The organism is Sphingobium sp. C100 (assembly GCF_000508185.1).
In the GTDB taxonomy this organism is placed as follows: Bacteria; Pseudomonadota; Alphaproteobacteria; order Sphingomonadales; family Sphingomonadaceae; genus Sphingobium.
This window is the reverse complement of record NZ_AYOY01000201.1, coordinates 1-20883: the sequence shown is the minus strand read 5'-3', so window position 1 is coordinate 20883 and position 20883 is coordinate 1. Positions and strand designations below refer to the sequence as shown.

The 20883-nt window shown below is 65.7% G+C and carries 22 protein-coding genes and 1 tRNA gene; 11 read left to right on the top strand and 12 right to left on the bottom strand.

Annotated features, from left to right (window positions below; all coding sequences use genetic code 11):
- From C100_RS45590 to C100_RS48705, 8 genes are all read left to right on the top strand, one after another.
- Nucleotides 1–654 (top strand): HAD family acid phosphatase (locus tag C100_RS45590; RefSeq protein WP_024021863.1); only part of this gene is annotated, 654 nt, incomplete at its 5' end.
- A complete protein-coding gene (locus C100_RS45585) occupies nucleotides 654–1289 on the top strand; it encodes a CoA transferase subunit B (protein ID WP_031310284.1) in 636 nt (211 codons plus the stop codon). The genes C100_RS45590 and C100_RS45585, both read left to right, overlap by 1 nt.
- Nucleotides 1290–1300: 11 nt before the next feature.
- Nucleotides 1301–1741, top strand: coding sequence for an HIT family protein (locus tag C100_RS45580; RefSeq protein ID WP_024021861.1), 441 nt, complete (start codon nucleotides 1301–1303; stop codon nucleotides 1739–1741).
- Nucleotides 1742–1783: 42 nt separating this feature from the next.
- Nucleotides 1784–3079, top strand: coding sequence for a glycosyltransferase family 4 protein (locus C100_RS45575; RefSeq protein WP_024021860.1), 1296 nt, complete (start codon nucleotides 1784–1786; stop codon nucleotides 3077–3079).
- Nucleotides 3080–3214: 135 nt separating this feature from the next.
- Nucleotides 3215–4837, top strand: a complete 1623-nt coding sequence (locus C100_RS45570; protein WP_024021859.1) for a capsular polysaccharide export protein, LipB/KpsS family — start codon at nucleotides 3215–3217, stop codon at nucleotides 4835–4837.
- Nucleotides 4830–6113, top strand: a complete 1284-nt coding sequence (locus C100_RS45565) for a capsule biosynthesis protein (protein WP_024021858.1) — start codon at nucleotides 4830–4832, stop codon at nucleotides 6111–6113. Before C100_RS45570 ends, C100_RS45565 begins: the two co-directional genes overlap by 8 nt.
- A gap of 191 nt (nucleotides 6114–6304) precedes the next feature.
- A complete protein-coding gene (locus C100_RS0125450) occupies nucleotides 6305–6655 on the top strand; it encodes a HigA family addiction module antitoxin (RefSeq protein ID WP_024021857.1) in 351 nt (116 codons plus the stop codon).
- Between the two features lie 13 nt (nucleotides 6656–6668).
- Nucleotides 6669–6845: a hypothetical protein gene (locus C100_RS48705; RefSeq protein ID WP_161633938.1), complete on the top strand. Its 177-nt coding sequence runs from the start codon at nucleotides 6669–6671 to the stop codon at nucleotides 6843–6845.
- Here the strand turns inward: C100_RS48705 and C100_RS45560 are convergent.
- The 7 genes from C100_RS45560 to modB all read right to left on the bottom strand — a co-directional run bounded on the left by C100_RS45560 (nucleotide 6813) and on the right by modB (nucleotide 13730).
- Nucleotides 6813–6886, bottom strand: a tRNA-Gln gene (locus C100_RS45560). The two genes, C100_RS48705 and C100_RS45560, sit on opposite strands and share 33 nt — an antisense overlap.
- Nucleotides 6887–7004: 118 nt before the next feature.
- Nucleotides 7005–9317 (bottom strand): glycosyltransferase, encoded by a 2313-nt coding sequence (locus tag C100_RS45555; RefSeq protein ID WP_024021856.1) that lies wholly within the window; start codon nucleotides 9315–9317, stop codon nucleotides 7005–7007.
- Nucleotides 9318–9370: 53 nt separating this feature from the next.
- Complete coding sequence (rfbB, locus tag C100_RS45550; RefSeq protein WP_024021855.1) at nucleotides 9371–10441, bottom strand: dTDP-glucose 4,6-dehydratase; 1071 nt, start codon at nucleotides 10439–10441, stop codon at nucleotides 9371–9373.
- Between the two features lie 128 nt (nucleotides 10442–10569).
- Nucleotides 10570–11583: a phytanoyl-CoA dioxygenase family protein gene (locus tag C100_RS47635; protein ID WP_024021854.1), complete on the bottom strand. Its 1014-nt coding sequence runs from the start codon at nucleotides 11581–11583 to the stop codon at nucleotides 10570–10572.
- Nucleotides 11584–11674: 91 nt separating this feature from the next.
- Entirely contained in the window at nucleotides 11675–12391 is a 717-nt protein-coding gene (locus C100_RS45545) for a hypothetical protein (RefSeq protein WP_161633937.1), read from the bottom strand.
- A 27-nt stretch (nucleotides 12392–12418) separates the two neighbouring features.
- Nucleotides 12419–13036: an ATP-binding cassette domain-containing protein gene (locus C100_RS45540; protein WP_024021852.1), complete on the bottom strand. Its 618-nt coding sequence runs from the start codon at nucleotides 13034–13036 to the stop codon at nucleotides 12419–12421.
- Entirely contained in the window at nucleotides 13026–13730 is a 705-nt protein-coding gene (modB, locus tag C100_RS45535; RefSeq protein WP_024021851.1) for a molybdate ABC transporter permease subunit, read from the bottom strand. The genes C100_RS45540 and modB overlap by 11 nt, the downstream gene beginning before the upstream one ends.
- 150 nt (nucleotides 13731–13880) lie before the next feature.
- On the opposite strand from modB, the gene C100_RS45530 reads away from it, so the two are divergent.
- A complete protein-coding gene (locus C100_RS45530; protein ID WP_024021850.1) occupies nucleotides 13881–14627 on the top strand; it encodes an HAD-IIB family hydrolase in 747 nt (248 codons plus the stop codon).
- Nucleotides 14628–14631: 4 nt separating this feature from the next.
- On the opposite strand, the gene modA is transcribed toward C100_RS45530, so the two are convergent.
- Complete coding sequence (gene modA / locus C100_RS45525; protein ID WP_024021849.1) at nucleotides 14632–15402, bottom strand: molybdate ABC transporter substrate-binding protein; 771 nt, start codon at nucleotides 15400–15402, stop codon at nucleotides 14632–14634.
- A 115-nt stretch (nucleotides 15403–15517) separates the two neighbouring features.
- Here modA and C100_RS45520 point away from each other — a divergent pair, with 115 nt between their 5' ends.
- Entirely contained in the window at nucleotides 15518–17173 is a 1656-nt protein-coding gene (locus tag C100_RS45520) for a molybdopterin oxidoreductase family protein (protein ID WP_024021848.1), read from the top strand.
- Here C100_RS45520 and C100_RS45515 read toward each other — a convergent pair.
- Both C100_RS45515 and C100_RS45510 read right to left on the bottom strand, forming a co-directional pair.
- Nucleotides 17149–18321: a glycosyltransferase gene (locus tag C100_RS45515; protein ID WP_024021847.1), complete on the bottom strand. Its 1173-nt coding sequence runs from the start codon at nucleotides 18319–18321 to the stop codon at nucleotides 17149–17151. The two genes, C100_RS45520 and C100_RS45515, sit on opposite strands and share 25 nt — an antisense overlap.
- Before the next feature lie 57 nt (nucleotides 18322–18378).
- Nucleotides 18379–18942 carry a helix-turn-helix domain-containing protein gene (locus C100_RS45510; RefSeq protein WP_024021846.1) on the bottom strand — a complete coding sequence of 188 codons (564 nt, stop codon included), beginning with the start codon at nucleotides 18940–18942 and terminating at the stop codon, nucleotides 18379–18381.
- Nucleotides 18943–19039: 97 nt separating this feature from the next.
- On the opposite strand from C100_RS45510, the gene C100_RS45505 reads away from it, so the two are divergent.
- Nucleotides 19040–19495 (top strand): DUF6456 domain-containing protein, encoded by a 456-nt coding sequence (locus tag C100_RS45505; protein WP_031310281.1) that lies wholly within the window; start codon nucleotides 19040–19042, stop codon nucleotides 19493–19495.
- A 10-nt stretch (nucleotides 19496–19505) separates the two neighbouring features.
- On the opposite strand, the gene C100_RS45500 is transcribed toward C100_RS45505, so the two are convergent.
- Both C100_RS45500 and C100_RS45495 read right to left on the bottom strand, forming a co-directional pair.
- Nucleotides 19506–20048 carry an NUDIX hydrolase gene (locus C100_RS45500; protein WP_024021844.1) on the bottom strand — a complete coding sequence of 181 codons (543 nt, stop codon included), beginning with the start codon at nucleotides 20046–20048 and terminating at the stop codon, nucleotides 19506–19508.
- On the bottom strand, nucleotides 20045–20722 hold the full coding sequence (locus C100_RS45495; protein ID WP_024021843.1) for a TPM domain-containing protein: 678 nt from the start codon (nucleotides 20720–20722) through the stop codon (nucleotides 20045–20047). Before C100_RS45495 ends, C100_RS45500 begins: the two co-directional genes overlap by 4 nt.
- Nucleotides 20723–20883 lie beyond the last annotated feature (161 nt).

The following is a 20883-nucleotide window of genomic DNA, read 5'->3' as shown; positions in this document are numbered from 1 at the left end:
CCGCTGGCGGGCGGGCCGACGGCGGCCGTGCGGTTCCAGCCATGTGGCGACAAGCCGCGCGCGGTCGTGTTCGATGCGGACGAGACGCTGCTGTGGAATGTCGGCTTCGAATATTGGGCGGCGCGCACGGGGCGCGGCTATGACCGCGCGGTCTGGACCGACTGGGAACGGACGGGCCATCCGGTCGCCATGCCTGGCGCTGTGGAAGCGTTGGCGCGGCTGCGCGCCGCGGGCATCACGCCGGTCGTCAACACCAACCGATCGTCCGCCAGCGCGGCGCAGACCGCCGCGGCACTGGAAGCGGCAGGGCTGGGCCATTTCGTGCATGGCGACACATTGTTGCTTCAGGGCGACGATGATGCCGGATCGGGAAAGGACAAACGTCGCGCGACGATCGCCGCGCGCTATTGCGTCGTAGCGATGGCGGGCGACAATCTGGGTGACTTTTCCGACCAGTTCAACGCCAAGGATGTGCCGCTCGCCCAGCGGCGCGACCTGGCGGCGGCGCAGGGCATTGAGGGCAGCGTTTCGGCCCTGTGGGGCCGGGGCTGGTTCCTGATGCCAAACCCGGTCTACGGCCCGTCGATCGCCGGTGACATCGACACTATTTTTCCGCCGGAATGGCGCTGGATGCCGACACAAGGAGAGCAATGATGCCATGGACTCGTGACGAGATGGCCGCGCGGGCGGCGAAGGAACTCAAGGATGGTTTCTACGTAAACCTTGGCATCGGCATTCCGACCCTGGTGGCGAACCATATTCCCCAGGGCGTGGAAGTGACGCTCCAGTCGGAAAACGGGATGCTGGGCATCGGTCCCTTTCCCTATGCGGGCGAGGAAGACCCGGACCTGATCAACGCGGGCAAGCAGACGATCAGCGAATTGCCGCAGTCGGTCTATTTTTCCAGCGCCGACAGCTTCGCCATGATCCGGGGCGGTCATATCGACCTGACCGTGCTGGGCGCGATGGAGGTCGCGGAAAATGGCGACATCGCCAACTGGATGATCCCCGGCAAGATGATCAAGGGCATGGGCGGCGCGATGGATCTGGTCGCGGGCGTCAAGAAGATCATCGTCGTGATGGAGCATACATCCAAAAATGGCGACCCCAAGTTCATCCCGGCCTGCACCCTGCCGCTGACCGGCAAGAATGTGGTCGATATGATCGTCACGGACCTGTGCGTGTTCCAGCGCCCGGACCATGACAGCCCGTTCAAGCTTGTTGAACTGGCGCCGGGCGTGACGGCGGACGAAGTGGCTGCTAAGACCACGGCCAGCTACACCAACTGAGGGCGGCGTCCATGAGCCTCGACGGCATCTATGACGAGGGGAATGTCTTTGCCCTCATCATCGCGGGCAAGATCCCTTCGACCACGATCTACGAGGATGACGAGACGCTCGCCTTCCTCGACATCATGCCGCAGACGCGCGGTCATGCGCTGGTCATTTCCAAATGGTCGAAGGCGCGCAACCTGCTGGAGGTCGAGGAGGAGGCGCTGGCCCAGGTGATGGCGACCACGAAAAAGGTCGCCACCGCCATTCGCAAGGCGCTGAACCCCGACGGCATCCAGATCGCGCAGTTCAACGGCGCGCCGGCGGGGCAGACGATTTTCCACCTGCATGTCCATATCCTGCCGCGCTGGGCCGGCGACCCCAAGGGCTTTGCCGCCCATGGTCAGGGCAAACAGGCGGATGTGGCCGAGTTGCAGGCGCTGGCCGACGAGATCCGCGCGCAATTCTGATGCCCCTTTTCTTTGCGACCGGCCTGTGGGACAGGCGCTGACATGGCTTTGCGTCCCTTCAATGCGCCCGGTGCACGAATGGCCCTGCGCTCCAAGCGCGCCAGCCAGAATTTCCTGGGGCAGCGCGGCGAGAGCGAAGTTATATTGGACGTCTCGCGATTGCTGTCGCGGGCGTTCCACCCGGCGCCCACCGGGATCGACCGGGTCGAATATGTCTATGCCCGCGAATTGCTGGAGCGGATGCCCGATCGGCTGGCCTTCGCCGCCGTCCACCCCGCCGGCGGCTATTATGGCCGGTTGAGCAGCGCCGCCGTCCGCCAGTTTCTGGCCTTCACCTCGGCCAAGTGGCGCAATGCCCGGACCGCCGACGCGGTAGAGGGCAAGGCCGCGGTCATCCGCCATATGTTCGCCACCCGGCCGCGCCCCGTGCCGCGCGCGACGAAGCCGCGCATCTACCTTCAGGTGTCGCCGCACCATCTGGACGATCATGCGCAGGTCGGCGCGATCCTGCGGGCGGAAGGGGCCAGGCTGATCACGCTGGTCCATGATGTCATTCCACTGAGCCATCCCGAATATGCCCGGCCGCAGGGCGCGGACGAGCATCGCAAGCGGGTGCGGTCGATCGACCGCTATGCCAGCGGCATCATCGGCAACAGCCAGGCGACGATCGACGCGCTTGCCCCGCATATGCAGCGGGGGCTGGATGGCCGCGCGGTGCGGGTCGCGCATTTCGGCGCGGATGCGCCCGACATTTTCGGCGCGCGCAATGAGGCGCTGCCCGATCGGCCCTATTTCGTCTATATTTCCACCATCGAGCCGCGGAAGAACCATCTGCTGCTGCTCAATGTGTGGCGCCGGTTGGTCGAGAGGCTGGGCGATGCCGCCCCCCTGCTGGTGCTGGTGGGCCGGCGCGGCTGGGAAAATGAGAATGTGATCGACATTCTCGAGCGGGCGGAGGCGCTGCGCGGGCATGTGATCGAGGCGGGCGAGGTGTCCGACAACCGGATGCAGGCGTTGGTGGCGCAGTCCCGCGCAATGCTGATGCCCTCCTTTGCCGAAGGGTTCGGGATGCCGGTGGTGGAAGCGCTGGCCGCGGGCGTGCCGGTAATCTGTAGCGACATCGTCGCCCATCGCGAGGTGGGCGGGGATGCGCCCGATTATCTCGATCCGCTCGACGGGTTGGGCTGGATGCGGGCGATTTGCGCCTATAGCCGACCGGACTCGCCCGAGCGCGTGGCGCAGATCGCCCGGATCGCCGACTGGCGCGCGCCGACCTGGCGCGACTATTTCGACATCGTCACCGACCTGATCGAAGAAGTAACGGCTTCTGTTCCTTGACCTCAGGCGAGCCGCCGCCCAAGACTGGGCGCGAAGGGGCATGATGATGCGGCGCGCGGTGAATTCACCGGACAAGGAGTTGCGGGCTGCGGCGGAATGGACCGGCAAGCGGGCGCTTCCGGTCGACTGACGCGCATGAGCTTTTTTCTGAGATCGCCGCCTTTTCCGCAAGTCGCGCCGTCCCTCGCGGCGGTCAGCATGGCGCTGGACGGACCGCCGCCGTCGGACGACGTATCCGACGCTGTGATCGACCTGCTGCGCGCGGCGAGGGTGGGCGGCAGTTTCTGGGGCGCGCGTCCGGTGGGCTTGAGCCTGTTGTTGCGGATCGGCACGCCGGTCGCGCCGGAGGCGCTTGCAGGTTTAGATCCCCACGAGATCGGATTGTTGCCCGGTGCTGGCGAGGCGCCCAGGGGACGGACATTGCCCCCCGATTGCGATCCCTGGGGGACGATCGCGGGCGTGCGGGCGGTCCACGCGGCCGAGCAGGATGAATGGGCGCTGGTCGCCGGGTTGCTGTCCGTGCCGGTGATCGGTCCCGACGGCGCGCCGATCGACCCGGCGCGATTGCGAGCGCTGTTGAAGGCGCGGATCGCCGGAGCGCTGTATCGCGATCCTTTTTCGGGCTTGCCCATCGACGCGGCGGGCGCGATCGGGCAGCTGGCCGACTGGCGGCGCCATCTGGACGGCAATCGCGGTCTGGCGGCGGCGAGCGGCATGGCGTTCTGGAAGCGGGAGGCCATTCGCGCCTTTTTATGGGACGGGGTGCGTTCGCCCCCCTTCCTGTCGGCGGCGCGCGGCCTGCGCAAGGCGCGGCGGGAAGGGGGCGCGCTGGCCGTCTGGCCATCGCGCGTGCCGGCATCGACGGCGCAGGAGGCGGCGGCGCTGGGCGTGCCGGTGGCGCGGGTGGAGGATGGCTTCATCCGTTCGCGCGGGCTGGGCGCCGCGCTCCATCCGCCCGGATCGGTGGTCGTCGACCGGACCGGCATCTACTATAATGCGCTGGCCGCCAACGACCTGGAAACGATGCTGGCGACCCATGATTTTCCGGCGGCGCTGGTCGAGCGTGCGGCCCGGCTGCGCGCGCGCATCTGTTCGTCGGGCGTCACCAAATATGGCGCGCAGCCCGGCGCCATGCCGGCACTGCCCAAGGGGCGGCGCACCGTGCTGGCGGTCGGGCAGGTGGATGATGATCTGTCCGTGCGTCTGGGCGGCGCGGGCGTCAGCGGCAATCTGGACTTTCTGACGCGGGTGCGGCGGGCCGAGCCCGATGCCTGGATCATCTATCGTCCGCATCCCGACGTGCAGGCGGGCCACCGCAAGGGGCATCTGACCGATAGCGCCGTTCTGGCCCATGCCGATGCGATCGACAGCGGCGCGCCGTTGATGCAACTGGCGCAGGCGGTGGACGAGGTGCATGTCCTGTCATCGCTGACCGGGTTCGAGGCGCTGATGCGCGGATGCCGGGTTACGGTGCACGGAATGCCCTTCTACGCCGGCTGGGGGCTGACGCGCGATCTGGCGAAGCCCGGCCCCGCGCGGGGGCGCGCGCTGACCCTCGACCAGCTTGTAGCGGCCGCCCTCATTCTCTATCCTCGCTATCTGGATCCGGTGACGCGACTGCCTTGTGGGCCTGAAGTGATGGTCGAACGCATGGGCAACGGGTCGACGCCGCCGACGACATGGCTTATCAGGTTGCGGACAATACAGGGGAAGCTACGAAGATTTATGACCTTGTTCGCAGAGTTTCTTCATGGCTGAACCGCAGGTAAAGACTTTCCTGTTTCTACAGGGACCGCATGGCCCCTATTTTGCAATGCTGGCCGACGCGCTGCGGGCGCGGGGCCACCATGCGCTGCGCATCAATATCAATGGCGGCGACAAGGTGGATTGGCCAGGCGAGGCCACCGATTATCGCGGCACTTTTCGCAACTGGCCGCTCTTCTTCGATGATTTCGTCGTCAACCATGGCGTGACCGACCTCATCCTCTATGGCGATTGCCGGCCCTACCATACTTCGGCGCACGGCATGGCGCGGCTGCGGGGCTTGCGCGTCCATTGCATGGAGGAAGGCTATATCCGGCCCGACTTCCTGACGTTGCAGGATGATGGCGTGAACGGCAATTCGACCCTGCCGCTCGATCCGCAATGGTATCTGGACCAGGCGGCGGGATTGCCGGCCCAGGAAGAGGTGCGGCCGCCGGTGCCCTCCACGTTCAAGGCGCGCGCGCGCAACACGATGCGCAACGGCCTGTCCTCCGCGTTGATGCGGCCCTATTTCCCTTATTATCGCACGCATCGACCGCATAGTTTCCTGCTGGAATCGGTGGCCTGGTGCTGGAAGCTGCTGATGCGGCAGGGGGAGGCCGAGCGATCGGTGGCGGTGTGGGACGCGATCAAGGACAAGCCCTATTTCACGCTGCCCTTGCAGCTGAATTCGGACTATCAGATTCGCGTCCATTCGCCCTTTGGCAATATGCGGGCTGCCTTGCGCTTCGTGATCAAGAGCTTTGCCGAACATGCGCCGCCGGCCGTGTCGCTGCTGGTGAAGCGGCATCCGCTCGATCCCGGACTGGTGGCCTGGAGCCGGCTGACGCGACGGCTGGCCGCCCATTATGGCGTGGCTGACCGCGTTCATTATCTGTCCGACTGGGACATTGCCGACGTCGTGCAGAAATCGCTGGGCGTCGTGACGGTCAACAGCACGGTCGGCACGCTGGCGCTCAACAGCGGCAAGCCGGTCGTCGTCCTGGGTCATGCCGTCTACAAGGTGCCGGGCATCGTCCATCAGACGAGCCTCGACAATTTCTGGGCGGCGCCGCGCCAGCCGGACATGGCGCTCTATTCCGCCTTCCGCCGGGTGCTGGAAGACCGCTGCCTCATCCGCGGCGGCCTGTTGAGCGAAGAGGGGTTGCAACTGCTGGTCGACAATGCCGTCGAGCGGCTGGAGAAAGACCCGTCCGAAGTGCTGCCGCTGCCGCGTCCATCGCGCCGCCGCCGCCGGACCATGGACGTCGTGCGTGGCAGCGCGGCATGACGCGGTGGTGCGTCAGATTGGCGGGGCCAGAGGGCCAACACACCTGAATTTCCAATAGCGCAATGCGCCATGTAAAGCGATACTCTCCATAAAGGGAGATCGAGAGTATCAGCCACGAGGCGCTATGGCGGTTTGTCGAGACAGGCAAGCCCAAGGGGCTGCCCGGCGATCTGGAGGAACGGCCGTTTAAGATGGTCAACTTCATCATCGATGCCGAGACGCTGGACGAGCTTTCGACGCCACCGAACTACGGTCTTCACCCCCTGACCGGCGATCGTGTCGGAACGTGGCTCAAGACCCAGATTGTCGAGGCGCATGGCGTTTCGATCAACGATCTGGCTGAGGCTTTCGGTGTCAGTCGGCAGTCGATCAGTTCGCTTCTCAACGGGCGGGCCGCCCTTTCCGCCGATATGGCGATCCGTTTTGAACATGCCTTTGGCGTGAAGGCCGAGACGCTGATGCGGATGCAGGCCCGCTATGAGCTGGGCAAGGCGCGCGAGCATGAAGCCGATCTGGCGGTGCGGAGCCTGATTGCCGCTTAGTGAGACGCGTTCGATGGCAGCGGTGACGGCCCTGTCATCGACGCATTATCCAAATCCAACCGGCCATGAGCGGCAAGATCAGGTCGTCATCGCTGATGGAGCAGGCGAACGTTGGGCCGGCGACGCGAAGCTTGAGAAGCGGCATGGTGGAAAAAGCTGGATGCCCGACGAGGATTCGAACCTCGATTGACGGAGTCAGAGTCCGTAGTCTTACCATTAGACGATCGGGCATCGATCGTAAGCGGTGTCCCGCTCGGGAGGCCGCAGATAAGCGGCGGCAGGCAGGTGGTCAAGTCCTTTGTTCACCCTGTCGCGCGACGATGACGGCGGCGGCAGATTCGTTGATCCTTCATCCGCGCGACAGCAATTTACGAAGCCCTTTTACCTTTTTGTTGAGCAATTCTGGGCCGATCACGGTGACGGTCGCCCGTCGGTCCTTGAACTCGGGCGAGTTCATGATCGACCGCAGCATGTCTTCCTTGGTGACGCCGCTGTTCAGCAGATTCCTATGATGTTCAAGGCCCGCCGGATCGGCGCGGCGGCCAAGTATCTGCCGGTAGAAGCTTTCCACGAAGGCGTCGCCGTCCAGCGCGATGATCGCCGGAAGATCCACGGTCGCGGGGGGGAAGAGATTGGCGGCGACAGGCATCGGCGTGGCCCGCTGAGGCCGAGCGACGGGTTTCGCATCGGTCGGCATGTCAGCCGCGGGAGCCGGCGGTGCGGCCGTCCGGTCGGTATTGCCATAGCGCTGTCGCAGCGTATCGCCATCTTCAAGCCGGTCCATCAGCCGCCCGCACAGGTCCGGCCGCTCGATGAGGCCGGCGGCGAAGGTGAACAAATCCCTCGACCAGTCGTCCCAGTCGATGCAGCCGCCTTCGACTATCTGTGACTGGCCACATTCGACGGCCTTGCGCACGGCGTCGGGCAGGCCCTGATCATCGAAATAGAGAAAGACGCCCTCGACCGACGTGAAGGTCGCCAGAATTTCCCGGGTGGCGGGAATGTCGCGCGCGACCACCGGCTTGCCCAGGGCGATGGCGTGCATGAGCGATATGCCGAACCCTTCATAATAGGAAGGCAGAATGATGACGCTGCTGGATGCGAAAATGTCGTTCATCTGTTCGTCGGGGATGACCCCGGCGTGCAGTTGGCGGACATTGGACGGCATCTGCTCACCGCCCTGGCCCAGGACGACGACGGCCAGGCTGGGGATCGCTTCGGCCAGAATGCGCGCGGAGCTGTTCGAGGCCTTGTGCGCGAAATGATTGCCCAGCACCAATGCGTGGTCGCGTCGCGGTTCCAGCCCTTCATAGCGCGGCGCATAGGCGGACGGGCGTGTGGGCAGCAGCCGGGTGTGGGCTTCGGCCCTTAGTTGGCGCGCGAAACGATGCCGGAACGTGTCCTCGGCAAACTGGCTGATGTAGAAGATGCCATTGGCGTTGCGCGCCACATAGGACCAGAGCGCCTGGACATTGTTGCTGCCGCGCAGATAGCCGCAGTCGAGCGCGATGACGTCCAGCATCCCATAGATGTTGATCGGCGCCAGATGCTCCATGATGTTGATCTGATCGAGGTCGAAGGGCTGGCCGAAGAAAATGGCGATGGCGTAACCGGGCGTGACGTCCGTGCGCAGCCGCACATGATTGAGCTTGTCCAGCTTGTGGAATTCGGCGACCGATCGCTTGCAAATGATGTGGACTTCGAAATCCTCATGCGGGTGGCGGTCGCACCAGCGGATGAAGTTCACGATCAGTTCGTTGGTGCCATTGTGATGATGGCCGATGCTGAGCAGGTTGAGGGCCATCTTCAGCTTGCCGTCACTGGTCGGCACCAGATTGGCGATCTGGCTGGTCGCGCGATATTCCGCCGAGCCTTCAAACCCCCAGACCAGCGGCAAAAATTCGGGATGCCGCGCGTCAATCATGCGCAGATTGTCCTGCTGCTGCCCCTTATAGTCGATCTCGTGCAATTTGAACGACGCCGAACCTGCATGATAGGCAAAGGCATGGTTGGCGAGGACGGCGCGATAGCCGACCTTGCCCGCGCGCATCACCAGGTCATTTTCTTCCTCATAGCCGACCCCGAAGGCTTCATCGAGATAGCCGAAATTGGTGATGACCTGCGGTGATATGAGCAGGTAGAAGCCGACCGCCGTCGGCGCGAACGTGTAGCGCGGCAAGTAGCGATAGACCGATTCCCAGGCGATGTGGCAGATTTCGGGCGTGGTCGCGATGCCCGACAGATTGTGGGGCGCCGGCGGGAAAGTGGCGAGCGCGGCATTGTTGGAACGCGGGCAGACAAAGCCGATCTGCGGGTCCGCCTGAAGCACGGCCATCATTTCGGCCAGGGTATCGCGGTAGGTCAGTGTGTCGCTGTTGACGAGCAGCGCGGCCGCCCCATCCTTTTTCGCGATCACCAGTCCCTTGTTCACGCTCCTGACGAAACCCAGATTTTCCGGGTTGCGAATATGGATGTCGATCCGGCCGGCGGCCTGGCAGTCCTTCAGATAGGTTTCGACCTCTTCGTCATCAGGGGAATCGTTGATGACGATCAGCTTGGGGCTGAAGGCGCTGATTTCATCCAGATGCCGGGTCAACGACTCCAGGCAGGCCCGGACCATTTCGACATTTCGATATACAGGAATAATAATGTCGAGTTTCATCGATGGTCCTGAAGGGGCCTGCCTGGGGCGGCATGTTCAACGCAAGGAAGGTCTCAGGCGACCAGCGCAGCCCGCGCCACCAGCGGCCGCCACCAGTCCTGATTGTCGAGGAACCAGTTCAGCGTGTCGGCGAAACCCTGCGGGAAATCGCGCGACGGGGCATAGCCCAATTCGCTGCGGATCTTGGTTTCGTCGATCGCATAGCGGCGGTCATGGCCCTTGCGGTCCTGCACATAGGTCATGAGGTCGCTGGAGGGGCGACCCTGCGCAGCGGGCGCATCGGGGAAGGTCGCGGCCAGCGCCGGATTGCGGGCGAAGGCTTCATCGACGCCGCGGCAGATCTCCCGGATCACTTCGATATTCGGCAATTCCTGGCCGCCCCCGACATTATAGGTTTCGCCGATCCGCCCCTTGCGCAGGATGAGTTCGATGCCGATGCAATGATCTTCGACATGCAGCCAGTCGCGGATGTTCATGCCGTCGCCATAGATGGGCAGGTTCTTGCCCGACAGCGCGTTGAGCGTGAACAGCGGGATCAGTTTTTCGGGAAACTGGTAGGGACCATAGTTGTTCGAGCAGTTGCTGGTGGTCGTTTCCAGCCCGTAGGTGTGATGGTAGGCGCGCACCAGATGGTCGGACCCGGCCTTTGACGCCGAATAAGGCGAATTGGGCGCATAGGCCGTGGTTTCGCTGAACGCCGGATCGTCCAGTTCCAGCGTGCCATAGACTTCGTCGGTGGACACATGGTGGAACCGATGTGGCCGGCCGGTGCCCTGATCCAGCCAAGCGGTCTTCGCGGCCTTGAGCAGGCTGTGGGTGCCGATCACATTGGTTGTGACGAATGCGTCAGGGCCGGTGATCGACCGGTCAACATGACTTTCGGCGGCGAAGTGGACGATGGTGTCGACGTCATGGTCGGCCATCAATCGGGACACCAGCGCGGTGTCGCAAATATCGCCTTCGACCAGGGTTACGTCGGGGACATCGGCGATATTGGCCGGATTACCGGCATAGGTCAGCGCGTCCAGCACGACGATGCCGTCATTGGGCGATATTTTGCGCCAGTGGCGGACGAAATTCGCGCCGATGAAACCGGCGCCTCCCGTAATGATCAGATTGGCCATGCGCCTCTATTTCGCTCCCTCGCTGACATGCACAATAATATGCGTCGGATTGACTCGTTTCCGCTCCAAAACAGCATGATTTTTTCGCGCCCAAGGCAGCACTAGCCGCAAAGGCCGTCGCTTCGCAATCAGGATGAGCGGTTTCGCATTGCGTTGCGGAAAGCGGCAAGGCTGGACAGGAAGCCGTCCTGTTTCCGTTGTGGACCGGGCGTCCTGCCGGCGCGCGCCCGCGCCTGCCGCGACAGGTCATAATGCTGGCTGCAATAGGCCAGCGGGCCATGGTGGCGGACGGTCGATAAATGGGGGTCGGTGTTGAAAAAATGAGGAGTGCGGCCCTGCGGGCAGAAATGACCCACAAGGCTCTGGCGAGTGCGTGCAGGATCGATCACGGGCGCGCCGCCATGGGCGAGGTCGGCGTGCCACACCAATATGTCGCCCTTTTTCGGGAAGAAATATTGCAAGCCATGAGGGCTTTCCTTGGCATGTTGGACCAGATGGCGCGCCCATTTTTCATGGGTTTCCGCGCCATCGGTCATGGAATCCCAATGTTTGTTGCCGCTGCCGAAATCCCAATCGGGCAGGCGGTGGCTGCCCGGTACATACATGAGTTCGCCTGCGCCCGGTTTGACATCCTCCAGCGCGATCCAGCAGGCGGCCAGTTCGATCGGCCGATCGACCACGACATAGGCCGTGTCCTGATGCAGGCCTTGCTGTGATCCCTGATCGAAGCTCAGGCTCTGGAACAGCAACGGGTTGGCATCGAAAATCAGCTGGAAGAAGGCGAGCAATTCGGGTGAGGAAAAAAGATCGAGCGCTTCCTGGAAGGGAACGAAGGAATCGACGATCCGCACGCCCAGCCTGTCGGCCGGACCGTCCAGCGGTTGCACGACATGAGACCCATGCCGTTGATAGCGGACGTCGGGATTGCCTTCACGGAACGATGTCATGATCCGGTCCCGGAAGGCATCGACCTTCTCCGGGGCGGCGGCGCCTTCAAAGATGATGAAGCCATTTTCAGCGAAAAATTCGACCTGCGCCGCCTGGGCGGGGTTCAGATGGCGCGCCGTCACCTGCTGGCGCCAGTCGGCCCGGTCGATCCATAACCCGCCGAAGCGCGAGTGAAAGGCGGGGTGATCATGCATAGGGAGACTCCTTTGGCCTCTGGCTCCTGGTGCTTGCGGCCCAAGCGAGGTCCAAACGTCTTTTGTCGCGATACAGGCAAACCATGTGGGGCTAGCTCACGTCCAGCGATGCAAGGCCGACGCCCAGGATGCGCGGGTCTGGACTGGCGCCGGCGGAAACGGGGGACAGCGGCGCTTCATGCTGCAATTGCAGCAGGATGTCGCCGTCGCCGATGCAGGACGGGGGCAGGCGCAGCTTGACGATCTGGAGCATCGCGCCCAGCCGGTGCGTACCGAGGAAATAGCCATTGGCGCTGATGTCGATCGCGGGACGCTCCGCGCCGGGCGGCACGAAACATTGCAGCGACAGGCTGACGGTGACGTAGCCGCCGCGATAATCGTCCAGCGCGAAACGGATGCCCTGGATCGCGTCGCGGCCCCACACGCCCCAGGGTTCGCGCACGAACCAGCCGCTGGCGAGATAGTCGTCGGGATTGGCGGCGTCGGCGTCGGGGACGGTGTCGGAACTGAAATCGACCGGGTGGTTGCGGGCAAGGAGGGGAAAGCCGGCGGCCGACCAGCGCGTGCCGCCTTCGGGCCTGGCGGCGTGGTCGAGACGGCGGGCCTGGCATTCGGCCATGACCAGTTCGACCAGGTGCTGCAACCGGTCCAGTCGGCTGATGCTGTCGGCCATCATCATTTCCAGCTTGTCGAGCCGCCGCTCGATCGCCGGATCGGTCGAACTCTGCTTGTCGTCCAGGCGGCTCAGCGTCTCATCCTCTTGCTGCTGCGGTCGCTTCGCGTTCCTGATGGCGGCCATTTGGGCCATTGTCACGACCTTTCGAGGCCGGTCGGCTCATCCGCCGGGCATCTCGACGATCAGGTCGGCCAGCCGCTCGGCTTCCCGCATGTCGTGGGTGACGTAGAGGATCGGCAGGCGCATTTCGTCGCGCAGCCGTTCGATCAAAGCCAGGATGTCATCGCGGCGGGCGCGGTCGACACCGGAAAGCGGTTCGTCCATCAACAGGAAGCGCGGCGCCGATAGCAGCGCCCGGCCGATCGCCACCCGCTGCGCCTCGCCGCCCGAGAGGGTCGCGGGCATCCGGTGGAGGAGGTGGCCGATGCCGAGGAAGGTCAGCACCTCATCCTGCGAAAGGTTGCCGCCTGGGCGGCGGCCATAGCGCAGATTCTGCTCCACCCGCATGTGCGGGAACAGGCGCAGATCCTGAAAGAGATAGCCGGCATGACGGTCGGCCGGTGGCACGTCGATGCCGGCCGCGCGGTCGAACAGCCGTTCTCCGCCGATGGCGACATGGCCTTCATCCGGGGTCAGCAGGCCGGCGACCATGTTGAGGATGCTGGTCTTGCCAACGCCCGATGGCCCGATCAGCGCGATCAATCGGGCGTCGGCCCGGCAGGTGAGGGCGATGTCCCGTCCGTCCAGGCGGCGGCGCACGGCAATGTCAAAGGACATGGGGCATCCGTCCCTTCGCGACCCGCCGGGCGAGCAGTTCGGACATCAGGAGGGCGCCAAGTGAGAGCAGCACGGAAATGACGGCGAAGCGGCTGACCGCGGCTTCAGCCCCCGGCACCTGGAGCGCGGCATAGATGGCGATCGGCAAGGTTCGGGTTTCGCCGGGAATGTCGGAGACGAAGGTGATGGTCGCACCAAACTCCCCGATGGAGCGAGCAAAGCCCAGCATCGCGCCCGCCAGCACGCCGGGCAATGAAAGCGGCAGCGAAATGGACAGGAAGGTGCGCAGGGGGGAGGCGCCCAGCGTCTGCGCCGCCTGTTCCAGCCGCCGGTCGACCGATTCGATCGACAGGCGCATGGCGCGCACCATCAGCGGCATCGCCATGATCGCGGCGGCGAGCGCCGCGCCGGTCCAGCGGAACAACAGGGTGATGCCGAACCATCGGTCGAGCAGGCTGCCGATCGGCCCGTTGATGCCAAAGAGCAGCAGCAGCAGCCAGCCCGTGACGACCGGCGGCACCACCAGCGGCAGATGCACCAGCGCGTCGAGCAGCAACTTGCCCGGAAAGCGCCAGCGCGCCAATATCCAGGCGAGGGCAAAGGCGACAGGCAGCATGGCCGCGACCGCGACCAGGCTGACTTTGAGCGACAGGCCGATGACGGTCCAGTCCTGCGGCGACAGGGCGAAATCCATGGCGTGAGGGGTGGGCGATAAGCGCGCGCGCGTCAAGAAAGCGGCTGTAGGGGACAGCATGGTTGCGGACGGTGGCGATGCTGGTGTAGCGCCGCGCCACCGGGTGCGCGGCGCTGGGCTTTGCCAATATCTTTGCGATTGGACGGGTGCATGAAATCATTGATCGCCTTCGACCTCGACGGAACATTGGCGGACAGCAAGCAGCCGCTGGAAGACGTGATGGGCGAAGCGCTGGCCGACCTGTTGCAAGTGGCGCATGTCGCGGTGATTTCGGGCGGCGACTGGCCGCAATTCGACAAGCAGGTGGCAAGCCGGCTGCCCGCAAGGGCGGATGTGTCGCGACTGTGGCTGATGCCGACGACGGGCACCAAACTCTACACCCACAAGGATGGCGGCTGGAGTCCCGTCTATGCCGAACTGTTCGATCCGGCACAGAAGGCGGCCATTCTGGAGGCGTTCGACGCGGCGCTGGAAGCGACCGGCTTCGTGCCGGAACAGACCTGGGGCGAGCGGATCGAGGATCGCGGTAGCCAGATCACCTTTTCCGCGCTTGGCCAGCAGGCCCCCATCCACGCCAAGGAGGTGTGGGACCCCGATTTCGCCAAGCGCAAGGTGATTCAGGCCGATCTGCGCCAGCGCCTGCCGGGCCTGTCGATCAACATGGGCGGGGCCACTTCCATCGACATCACGCGCGAAGGGGTCGACAAGGGCTATGGCCTCAAGAAGCTGCGCGATGTGAGCGGCATTGCGCTCGATGCGATGATGTTCATCGGCGACGCCATTTTTCCGGGCGGCAATGACTATCCGGCCAAGCAGCTGGGCCTCGACACGGTACGGGTGCGCGACCCGCAGGAGACGCTGGCGGTGATCGCCGCGATCGTCGCCTGTCAGAAGTGAGGTGTCAGGGCGCGCTGAAGCCGTAGCGGGCCAGGATCGACCGGCCGGTCGCGGACAGCAGGAAGCGGCGAAAGGCTTCGGCGTCCTGGTTTCGGCTGGTGGCCAGTCGCGCCAGCGGATAGCGGATCGGCGCGTGACTGTAGGCCGGAAAAGTGCCGACCACCGCCACGCTGCGGCTGGCGCGCGCGTCGGTCGCATAGACGATCCCCAGCGGCGTGGCGCCGCGCTCCACCAATGCCAGCGCGGCCCGGACATTGTCGGCGCGCGCGACCCTGGCTTCGACCGACGGCCAGACGCCGAGCGCGGTGAGCGCGGCCTTGCCATATTTGCCGGCGGGTACGCTGTCGGGATTGGCCATGGCCAGCCGTCCGCGGCCCAGCGCGCGCGCGATCGGCATGTTGCGCCCGACCCGCAGCGACACGCGCCCCTTCGCCGGGCGCACAAGCACCAGACGGTTGCCGGCGAGGTCGGCACGCGTGCCGCGCATGATGAGGCCGGCGCGCTCCACGTCATTCATCCAGTCCTCGTCGGCCGACAGGAACAGGTCGGCGGGCGCCCCGGCCTTGATCTGTCGGGCGAGGGCGGAGGAGCCGGCGAAGGACAGGACGGGACGAGGATGACCGCGCGCAGCCCAGGCGTCGGCAGCGGCGGTCATCGCTTCCTGCATACTCGCCGCCGCCAGCAGCAGCGGCCCGCGCCTGTCAGGGGCGGCTTGCGCCATCGGCGCGCAGAGGAGGGAGAGCAGGGCAAGCGCGCGAAGCAGAAGGATCATCATGGCGACAATGTGCCGATCCCGCCTTGGCAGGGCAAGCAGGCGGATAGTTTTATCCGCCGCTTCAATAGGCTAGGGGCGTTTTCATGATGGATCGCGGCCGGAAATCCTGTTGACCATGGCGATCGTGCGGAGCCTCTGTGGTCAGTGCGCCGTGGGTTGCGGCATTCGCGCCGTCACCGACGAGGAGCGCGAGCTGCGGCTGGAGGGCGATGCGACCCATCCGGCCAATGGTGGTCTGCTCTGCGCGCGCGTGCAGGCACTGCATGACAGCCTGTCGCTGGAAGGGCGGTTGCTCCATCCGCTGGTCGACGGGCGCCGGCAGGGGTGGGACCGGACCATCGCCATGCTGGCGCGGCGGCTGGCGGCCGTTCTGACGCGCCATGGTCCAGGCAGCATCGCGCTGCATGTCGGCGGCGGGCTGCTGACCGAGGATTATTATGTCGCCAACAAGCTGATGAAAGGCTTTTTCGGTTCGGCCCATATTCATGCGCCTTGGCGTGGCGCGATCGGTCCGCTCCAGCGCGCCGCCTTTGGCGAGGATGTGATGGCCACCAGCTATGAGGATGTGAGCCGGGCGGGCACGATCCTGCTGCTGGGCGGCGGGGCGATGCGCGAGCATCCCGTGCTGATCGACCGGGTGCAGGCGGCGCGTGGCGACACGGGCGCGGCGCTGATCCTGATTGCCCCGGCGGGCGAGGAACAGGGGTTGGACCCTGACCTGCACCTGCCGGTTGCGGCGGCGGGCATGGCGCCGCTGCTGCGCGGGCTGTTGCTGCATTGCCATGATAGCGGGACAGTAAAGCAGGACTTTCTGGCGCGCAGCGTCGCGGTCCCCAAGGGGTTCTGGGAAGGATTGCGGCCGGGTCACGACATCTGGTCGGTAGCGCGGGCCTGTGGCCTCTCCCCCGCCATAATCCGCGACTTTTACGACCAATGGGCGGCGGATGACCGGAGTCTTTCCCTGTTCAGCGGAGAGGATGGCGATGTTGCGGGGGCGATGCTCAACCTTCATCTCGCGACCGGGCGGATCGGGCGTGTGGGCGCGGGGCCGTTCGCGCTTGGTCGGGCGGCGAACGGCATGGGCGCGCGCGAAGTCGGTTGCATGGCCGACAGCCTCGCCGCGCACAGGGGGTTCGATGACGAGGCGCGGGCCAGCGCGACGCGCTTTTGGGGTGCGCGGGCGCTGGTCGAGGGGCCGGGGCTGGATGGCGCGGCGATGCTGCGCGCGATGCGGGATGGACAGATCCGCGCGCTCATCAGCATCGGGGCAGATCCCGCCGCGACGCAGTGGCTGGACGAAGCGCGGTCGCTGGTGCCGCTTTCCATTCGCGCGACCGAACGGATGGATGCGATGGGCGAGGGGTGGAGCGTCCTGCTCCCGTCCGCCGCCTGGATCGAGAAGGAGGGGACGGTGACGGGCATGGACCGGCTGGTGAGCCGCCAGCGCCGCCTGTTCGACCTGCCGGGCGAGGCGCGGCCGCACTGGTGGATGCTGACCCGAATCGCGCAGGCCATGGGGTGGGGCGATGCCTTTCACTATGAGCGGCCAGCCGACATTTATCGCGAGCATGTGCGGCTGACCGCCTATCGCAACGATGGCGCGCGGCTGCTCAACCTCAAGCGGCACGCGCCCATTTCGAACCCCGCTTATGCGGAGCTGACGCCGTGGCGATGGGGGGAATTGCCGTTCGATGAAGGCCGTTTCCCGACCGCGGACGGGCGCGCCCGCCTGTTGCCGATGGGCGATCAGCCGGACGCCGCTATGTCCTGAAGATGCGCGAGCAGCGCGTCGCCATTGGCCCGCCAGGTGAAGCGGAGCGCTGTTTCCCGCACCGCGGCCTGCGCGGGCGGATTGTCGAGAATGGCGCGAATCGCGGCGGCGATCGCGTCGGGATCGCGATCGACGATCTTGCCCGCTTCGGGCCGGTCGAGCAGTTCGCGCGCGCCGCCCACGTCGCTGATCACGATCGGCGTGCCGCAGGCGAGCGATTCGACCCAGGCATTGGCGAGCCCCTCCGATTCGGAGGGCAGCGCCATGACATCGGCGGCCGCGAAGATGCGCGGCAGCTTGTGATGCGGCACCGAGCCCAGGAAGCCGATCCGCCGCTCCACGCCCAGGTCCATCGCCAGCGTCTCCAGCGTCCGCCGATATTGCCCCTGTCCCGCCAGCAGCAACGTGACGTCGGGCAATTGCGGCAGCGCGCGGACCAGCAGTTCCTGGCCCTTGCGCGGGATGAGCGCGCCGACGCTGAGCACCACCGGACCGTTGAAATCAAGCGCCGCCTTGGCCGTGGACCGATCCAATATCTCGAACGTGTCGAGATCGACGCCGGTGTAATGAACGCGGATCTTGGCTGCATCGATGCCCATGCGGGCCATCGAACGACGCATGGCATCCGAAACGGCGAGCAGGCCCGCCGCATCGTCGGCCGCCTGGCGCACCATCTTGCGCGTCCCTGGCTGCACGCCCCAATGATGAATGTCCGCGCCGCGCGCCTTGACGGAATAGGGGATGCCCAGCGCTTTCGACAGGCGCCGTGCGACCGGGCCGTCGGGAAAGAAGAAGCTGGCGTCGATCACGTCGAAGGGTTTTTCCGCGTGAAGGCGCCGGACCAGCGGCAGGATCGCGCGGGTCATGGCGCCGACATTGGCGCGACCGCCTATTTTGGGAATGATGCGGAACGTCGGGCGATAGACGGTCAATTCGCGCCACCGCTCCTTGCGCGGCAGCGCGCGCAGCGGGGCGTAACGGCCGGTGAGCGAAAGCGGCCAGGGCGGCAGGCCGACAGGCGCGATCACGGTCACGTCGGCTTCCGGCCGGCTGGCGAGTTCGCGCGCCTGCCGTTCCACGAACACGCCGAAATTGGGCCGGCTCATGTCGGGGAAGAGGGTCGACAGCGTAAGGACGTTGAGTGTCATGGCCCCTCTTTCGATGCACAGCTTTGACGCATGGTTAAGCGCGGAGAGACGGAATGGCTAGAGGCGTCGGACGAGCTGTTCGGCGACCGCCGCCCAGGGCGGGTCGGTCAGCACCAGTTGGCGCGTGCCGGAACCCAGCGGCAGCAGTTGCAGCCGGTCGCCTTCGCGGCCGATGAGCCGGCCAAAGAGGAAGCGGCCGGCCGGTCGCGGCAGCAATATGTCGCGGTTGAGTGCGCCGGCATACTCATCCGGCGCGATGCGGCGGCACCAGATGGCGTCGCCGGCGCGATAATCGCCGATGCTGGCGCCGACATGCACGCCGACCATGCCGTCCGATGCGATCAGCGGCGGAAAGGCAAGGGTGCGGGTGGGCGCGCGCGCGCCGTCCGGCCCCAGCAGCGCGGCCACCGTGATTTCGCTCTGGCCCGGCAGCGCCACCAGTTCGGCGCTGGTGACGCCCAGCGCCCGGGCGATGCGATTGAGCCATTTGACCGAGACGGTGCGGGTTCCGGTTTCCAGCCGCCCGATCGTTTGAGCAGTGGTAGGCGGATCGCATAGCGCGCCGACCTGTTCCAGCGTCAGCCCCTTGGCCTTTCGAACCTCCCGGATGCGGGTAATCATGGCGCCTCGTTGAATAACCTATTTGGTTTTCTCTTTCCTACAGATTATCCCGCGTGGCAAGTCCTGCCTTGCTGATTCCCTAACAATGGAGGCGCGGATGGCCAATCATGTCGAACAGGTGATCGAGGGGCCGGACGGCGCGTCACAGACGGTGCTGGTTCATCTGGGCGAATCGCCGCTCTCGTGGCTCCACGCGCGCGGCCGCCTGAGCGAGCGCCATTATCTCGCCGGAGATATGTTGCGCGCCGATTGGGAGAAAGCGGGGCTGGGCGCGCGAGTGACGATGCGCTGGGACGCGGGCCCGCGCGCGGGCGGTCGTCGGGCGGCCGCGAGGGGGATCGATCCCACCGTAGCGCAGTTGTCCGCGCGCGCGCGGTTCGACGGCGCGATCCGGGCGGCGGGGCCGGGCCTGTCCGACATTCTCTGGCGCGTGGCCTGCGCGGGCGAGGGGCTGGTGGCGGCGGAAAAGGCGCTGGGCTGGCCGAGCCGGGCGGGCAAGCTGGTGCTGACGCTGGCGCTGGAGCGGGTGGCGGACTGGTATCGGGTGCCGTGACGGCGCCCGCTTACGCCATCATGCCCGCGCCGAGCAGCAGGAGCAGCTTCACGTCCATCGCATAGCCTTGCGCGCGCCAGGCGGCGACCTGTTCGGCGATACGGTCGAGCGGCACGCGGTGGACATTGATGTCCTCCTCCGCCACGCCGCCGCCTTCGCCGGTCCGGGTGAGGCCATGGGCGCGGAACAGGGTGAAGCCTTCGGAGACCATGCCCGGCGAGCTGCAAAAATCGCCGAGTTTTTCCAGCCGGTCGGGGCGGTAGCCGGTTTCCTCCTCCAGTTCGCGCGCGGCGGCCAGGCTGGCCTCTTCACCCTCTTCCTCGTCGCCGACCAACCCGGCGGGCAATTCGATGCAGCGGCGGCCTAGCGGCACGCGATATTGGTCGACCAGCAGGACGTGGCGACCATCGGCCGCTTCGTCGATCGCCAGAATGACGGCGGCGTGAATACCGCGCGAGCGGGACACATATTCCCATTTGCCCCGCGTCTTGGCGGTGATGAAGCGGCCCGCCCACATCACGTTTTCGGGGGCATCACGGTCCGGGTCGGTCATAATTCGATCAGCCTGTCGGGAAGTTCGTTGATGTCGTCATGGGCGCGGGGGAAATGAGGGGCGAGCACGGCGCCCACCTGTCGCACCGCTTCGGCCAGGCCTTCGCCGGGGCGATCGGCACGGATCGCGTCGATCAAGGCGGCCATGGCTTCGCCCCAGGCTTCGGGCGCGACCTTTTCATTGATCGCCCGGTCAGCGACGATTTCGGCGCGATGCTCGTCGAGCGAGAGGTAGATGAGGACGCCGGTGCGCCCCTGCGTACGGGCTTCGGCGGCGGTGCGGAACAGCAGGATGGCGCGTCGCCGCACCCGCCGCGCCCTGGTGGCGCGCGGGGTCATCACCATTCGGAGCGGCATGATCGCCAGCAGATAGCGGATCAGGAGGAAGGTGAGGAGCAGCAGGCCGAGCAGTCCGGTCAGCAGTTCCCAGTCGGGCAGTTCATGCTCCCAGTCCAGCAGCAGCGCGGACAGCATGTCGCGCAGCCAGCCGGGCACGGCGGCGGCCAGGCCCAGGACGATGAACGTTCCCGCCACCGCCCAGCTCAGCCCCACGTCATGATAGCTGTCCGAACGCCGCGCGACGATGGTGACGATCTCACCGGAGGTATGGGCTTCGGCCTCCGCAACGGCGGCGGAAACCAGTTCATGGTCGGCCTGTGTCAGATGAATCTGCATCACCAATCCCCCGACGCGCCGCCGCCGCCGAAGCTGCCGCCGCCGGAAAAGCCGCCACCGCCGCCGCCCCATCCGCCGCCACTATCGCCGCCCCAGCTTGATCCGCCAGAACCCCAGCCCGAACCCGTGCCCGGTCCCCAGATCAAGACCGGCCCGCTGCC

Bases quoted from the DNA above. Each gene is read 5' to 3' on its own strand.
- C100_RS45585 (WP_031310284.1), top strand. From the start codon at position 654: ATGCCATGGACTCGTGACGAGATGGCCGCGCGGGCGGCGAAGGAACTC.
- C100_RS45580 (WP_024021861.1), top strand. From the start codon at position 1,301: ATGAGCCTCGACGGCATCTATGACGAGGGGAATGTCTTTGCCCTCATC.
- C100_RS45575 (WP_024021860.1), top strand. From the start codon at position 1,784: ATGGCTTTGCGTCCCTTCAATGCGCCCGGTGCACGAATGGCCCTGCGC.
- C100_RS45570 (WP_024021859.1), top strand. From the start codon at position 3,215: ATGAGCTTTTTTCTGAGATCGCCGCCTTTTCCGCAAGTCGCGCCGTCC.
- C100_RS45565 (WP_024021858.1), top strand. From the start codon at position 4,830: ATGGCTGAACCGCAGGTAAAGACTTTCCTGTTTCTACAGGGACCGCAT.
- C100_RS0125450 (WP_024021857.1), top strand. From the start codon at position 6,305: ATGGTCAACTTCATCATCGATGCCGAGACGCTGGACGAGCTTTCGACG.
- C100_RS48705 (WP_161633938.1), top strand. From the start codon at position 6,669: ATGGCAGCGGTGACGGCCCTGTCATCGACGCATTATCCAAATCCAACC.
- C100_RS45555 (WP_024021856.1), bottom strand. From the start codon at position 9,317: ATGAAACTCGACATTATTATTCCTGTATATCGAAATGTCGAAATGGTC.
- rfbB (WP_024021855.1), bottom strand. From the start codon at position 10,441: ATGGCCAATCTGATCATTACGGGAGGCGCCGGTTTCATCGGCGCGAAT.
- C100_RS47635 (WP_024021854.1), bottom strand. From the start codon at position 11,583: ATGCATGATCACCCCGCCTTTCACTCGCGCTTCGGCGGGTTATGGATC.
- C100_RS45545 (WP_161633937.1), bottom strand. From the start codon at position 12,391: ATGGCCCAAATGGCCGCCATCAGGAACGCGAAGCGACCGCAGCAGCAA.
- C100_RS45540 (WP_024021852.1), bottom strand. From the start codon at position 13,036: ATGTCCTTTGACATTGCCGTGCGCCGCCGCCTGGACGGACGGGACATC.
- modB (WP_024021851.1), bottom strand. From the start codon at position 13,730: ATGGATTTCGCCCTGTCGCCGCAGGACTGGACCGTCATCGGCCTGTCG.
- C100_RS45530 (WP_024021850.1), top strand. From the start codon at position 13,881: ATGAAATCATTGATCGCCTTCGACCTCGACGGAACATTGGCGGACAGC.
- modA (WP_024021849.1), bottom strand. From the start codon at position 15,402: ATGATGATCCTTCTGCTTCGCGCGCTTGCCCTGCTCTCCCTCCTCTGC.
- C100_RS45520 (WP_024021848.1), top strand. From the start codon at position 15,518: ATGGCGATCGTGCGGAGCCTCTGTGGTCAGTGCGCCGTGGGTTGCGGC.
- C100_RS45515 (WP_024021847.1), bottom strand. From the start codon at position 18,321: ATGACACTCAACGTCCTTACGCTGTCGACCCTCTTCCCCGACATGAGC.
- C100_RS45510 (WP_024021846.1), bottom strand. From the start codon at position 18,942: ATGATTACCCGCATCCGGGAGGTTCGAAAGGCCAAGGGGCTGACGCTG.
- C100_RS45505 (WP_031310281.1), top strand. From the start codon at position 19,040: ATGGCCAATCATGTCGAACAGGTGATCGAGGGGCCGGACGGCGCGTCA.
- C100_RS45500 (WP_024021844.1), bottom strand. From the start codon at position 20,048: ATGACCGACCCGGACCGTGATGCCCCCGAAAACGTGATGTGGGCGGGC.
- C100_RS45495 (WP_024021843.1), bottom strand. From the start codon at position 20,722: ATGCAGATTCATCTGACACAGGCCGACCATGAACTGGTTTCCGCCGCC.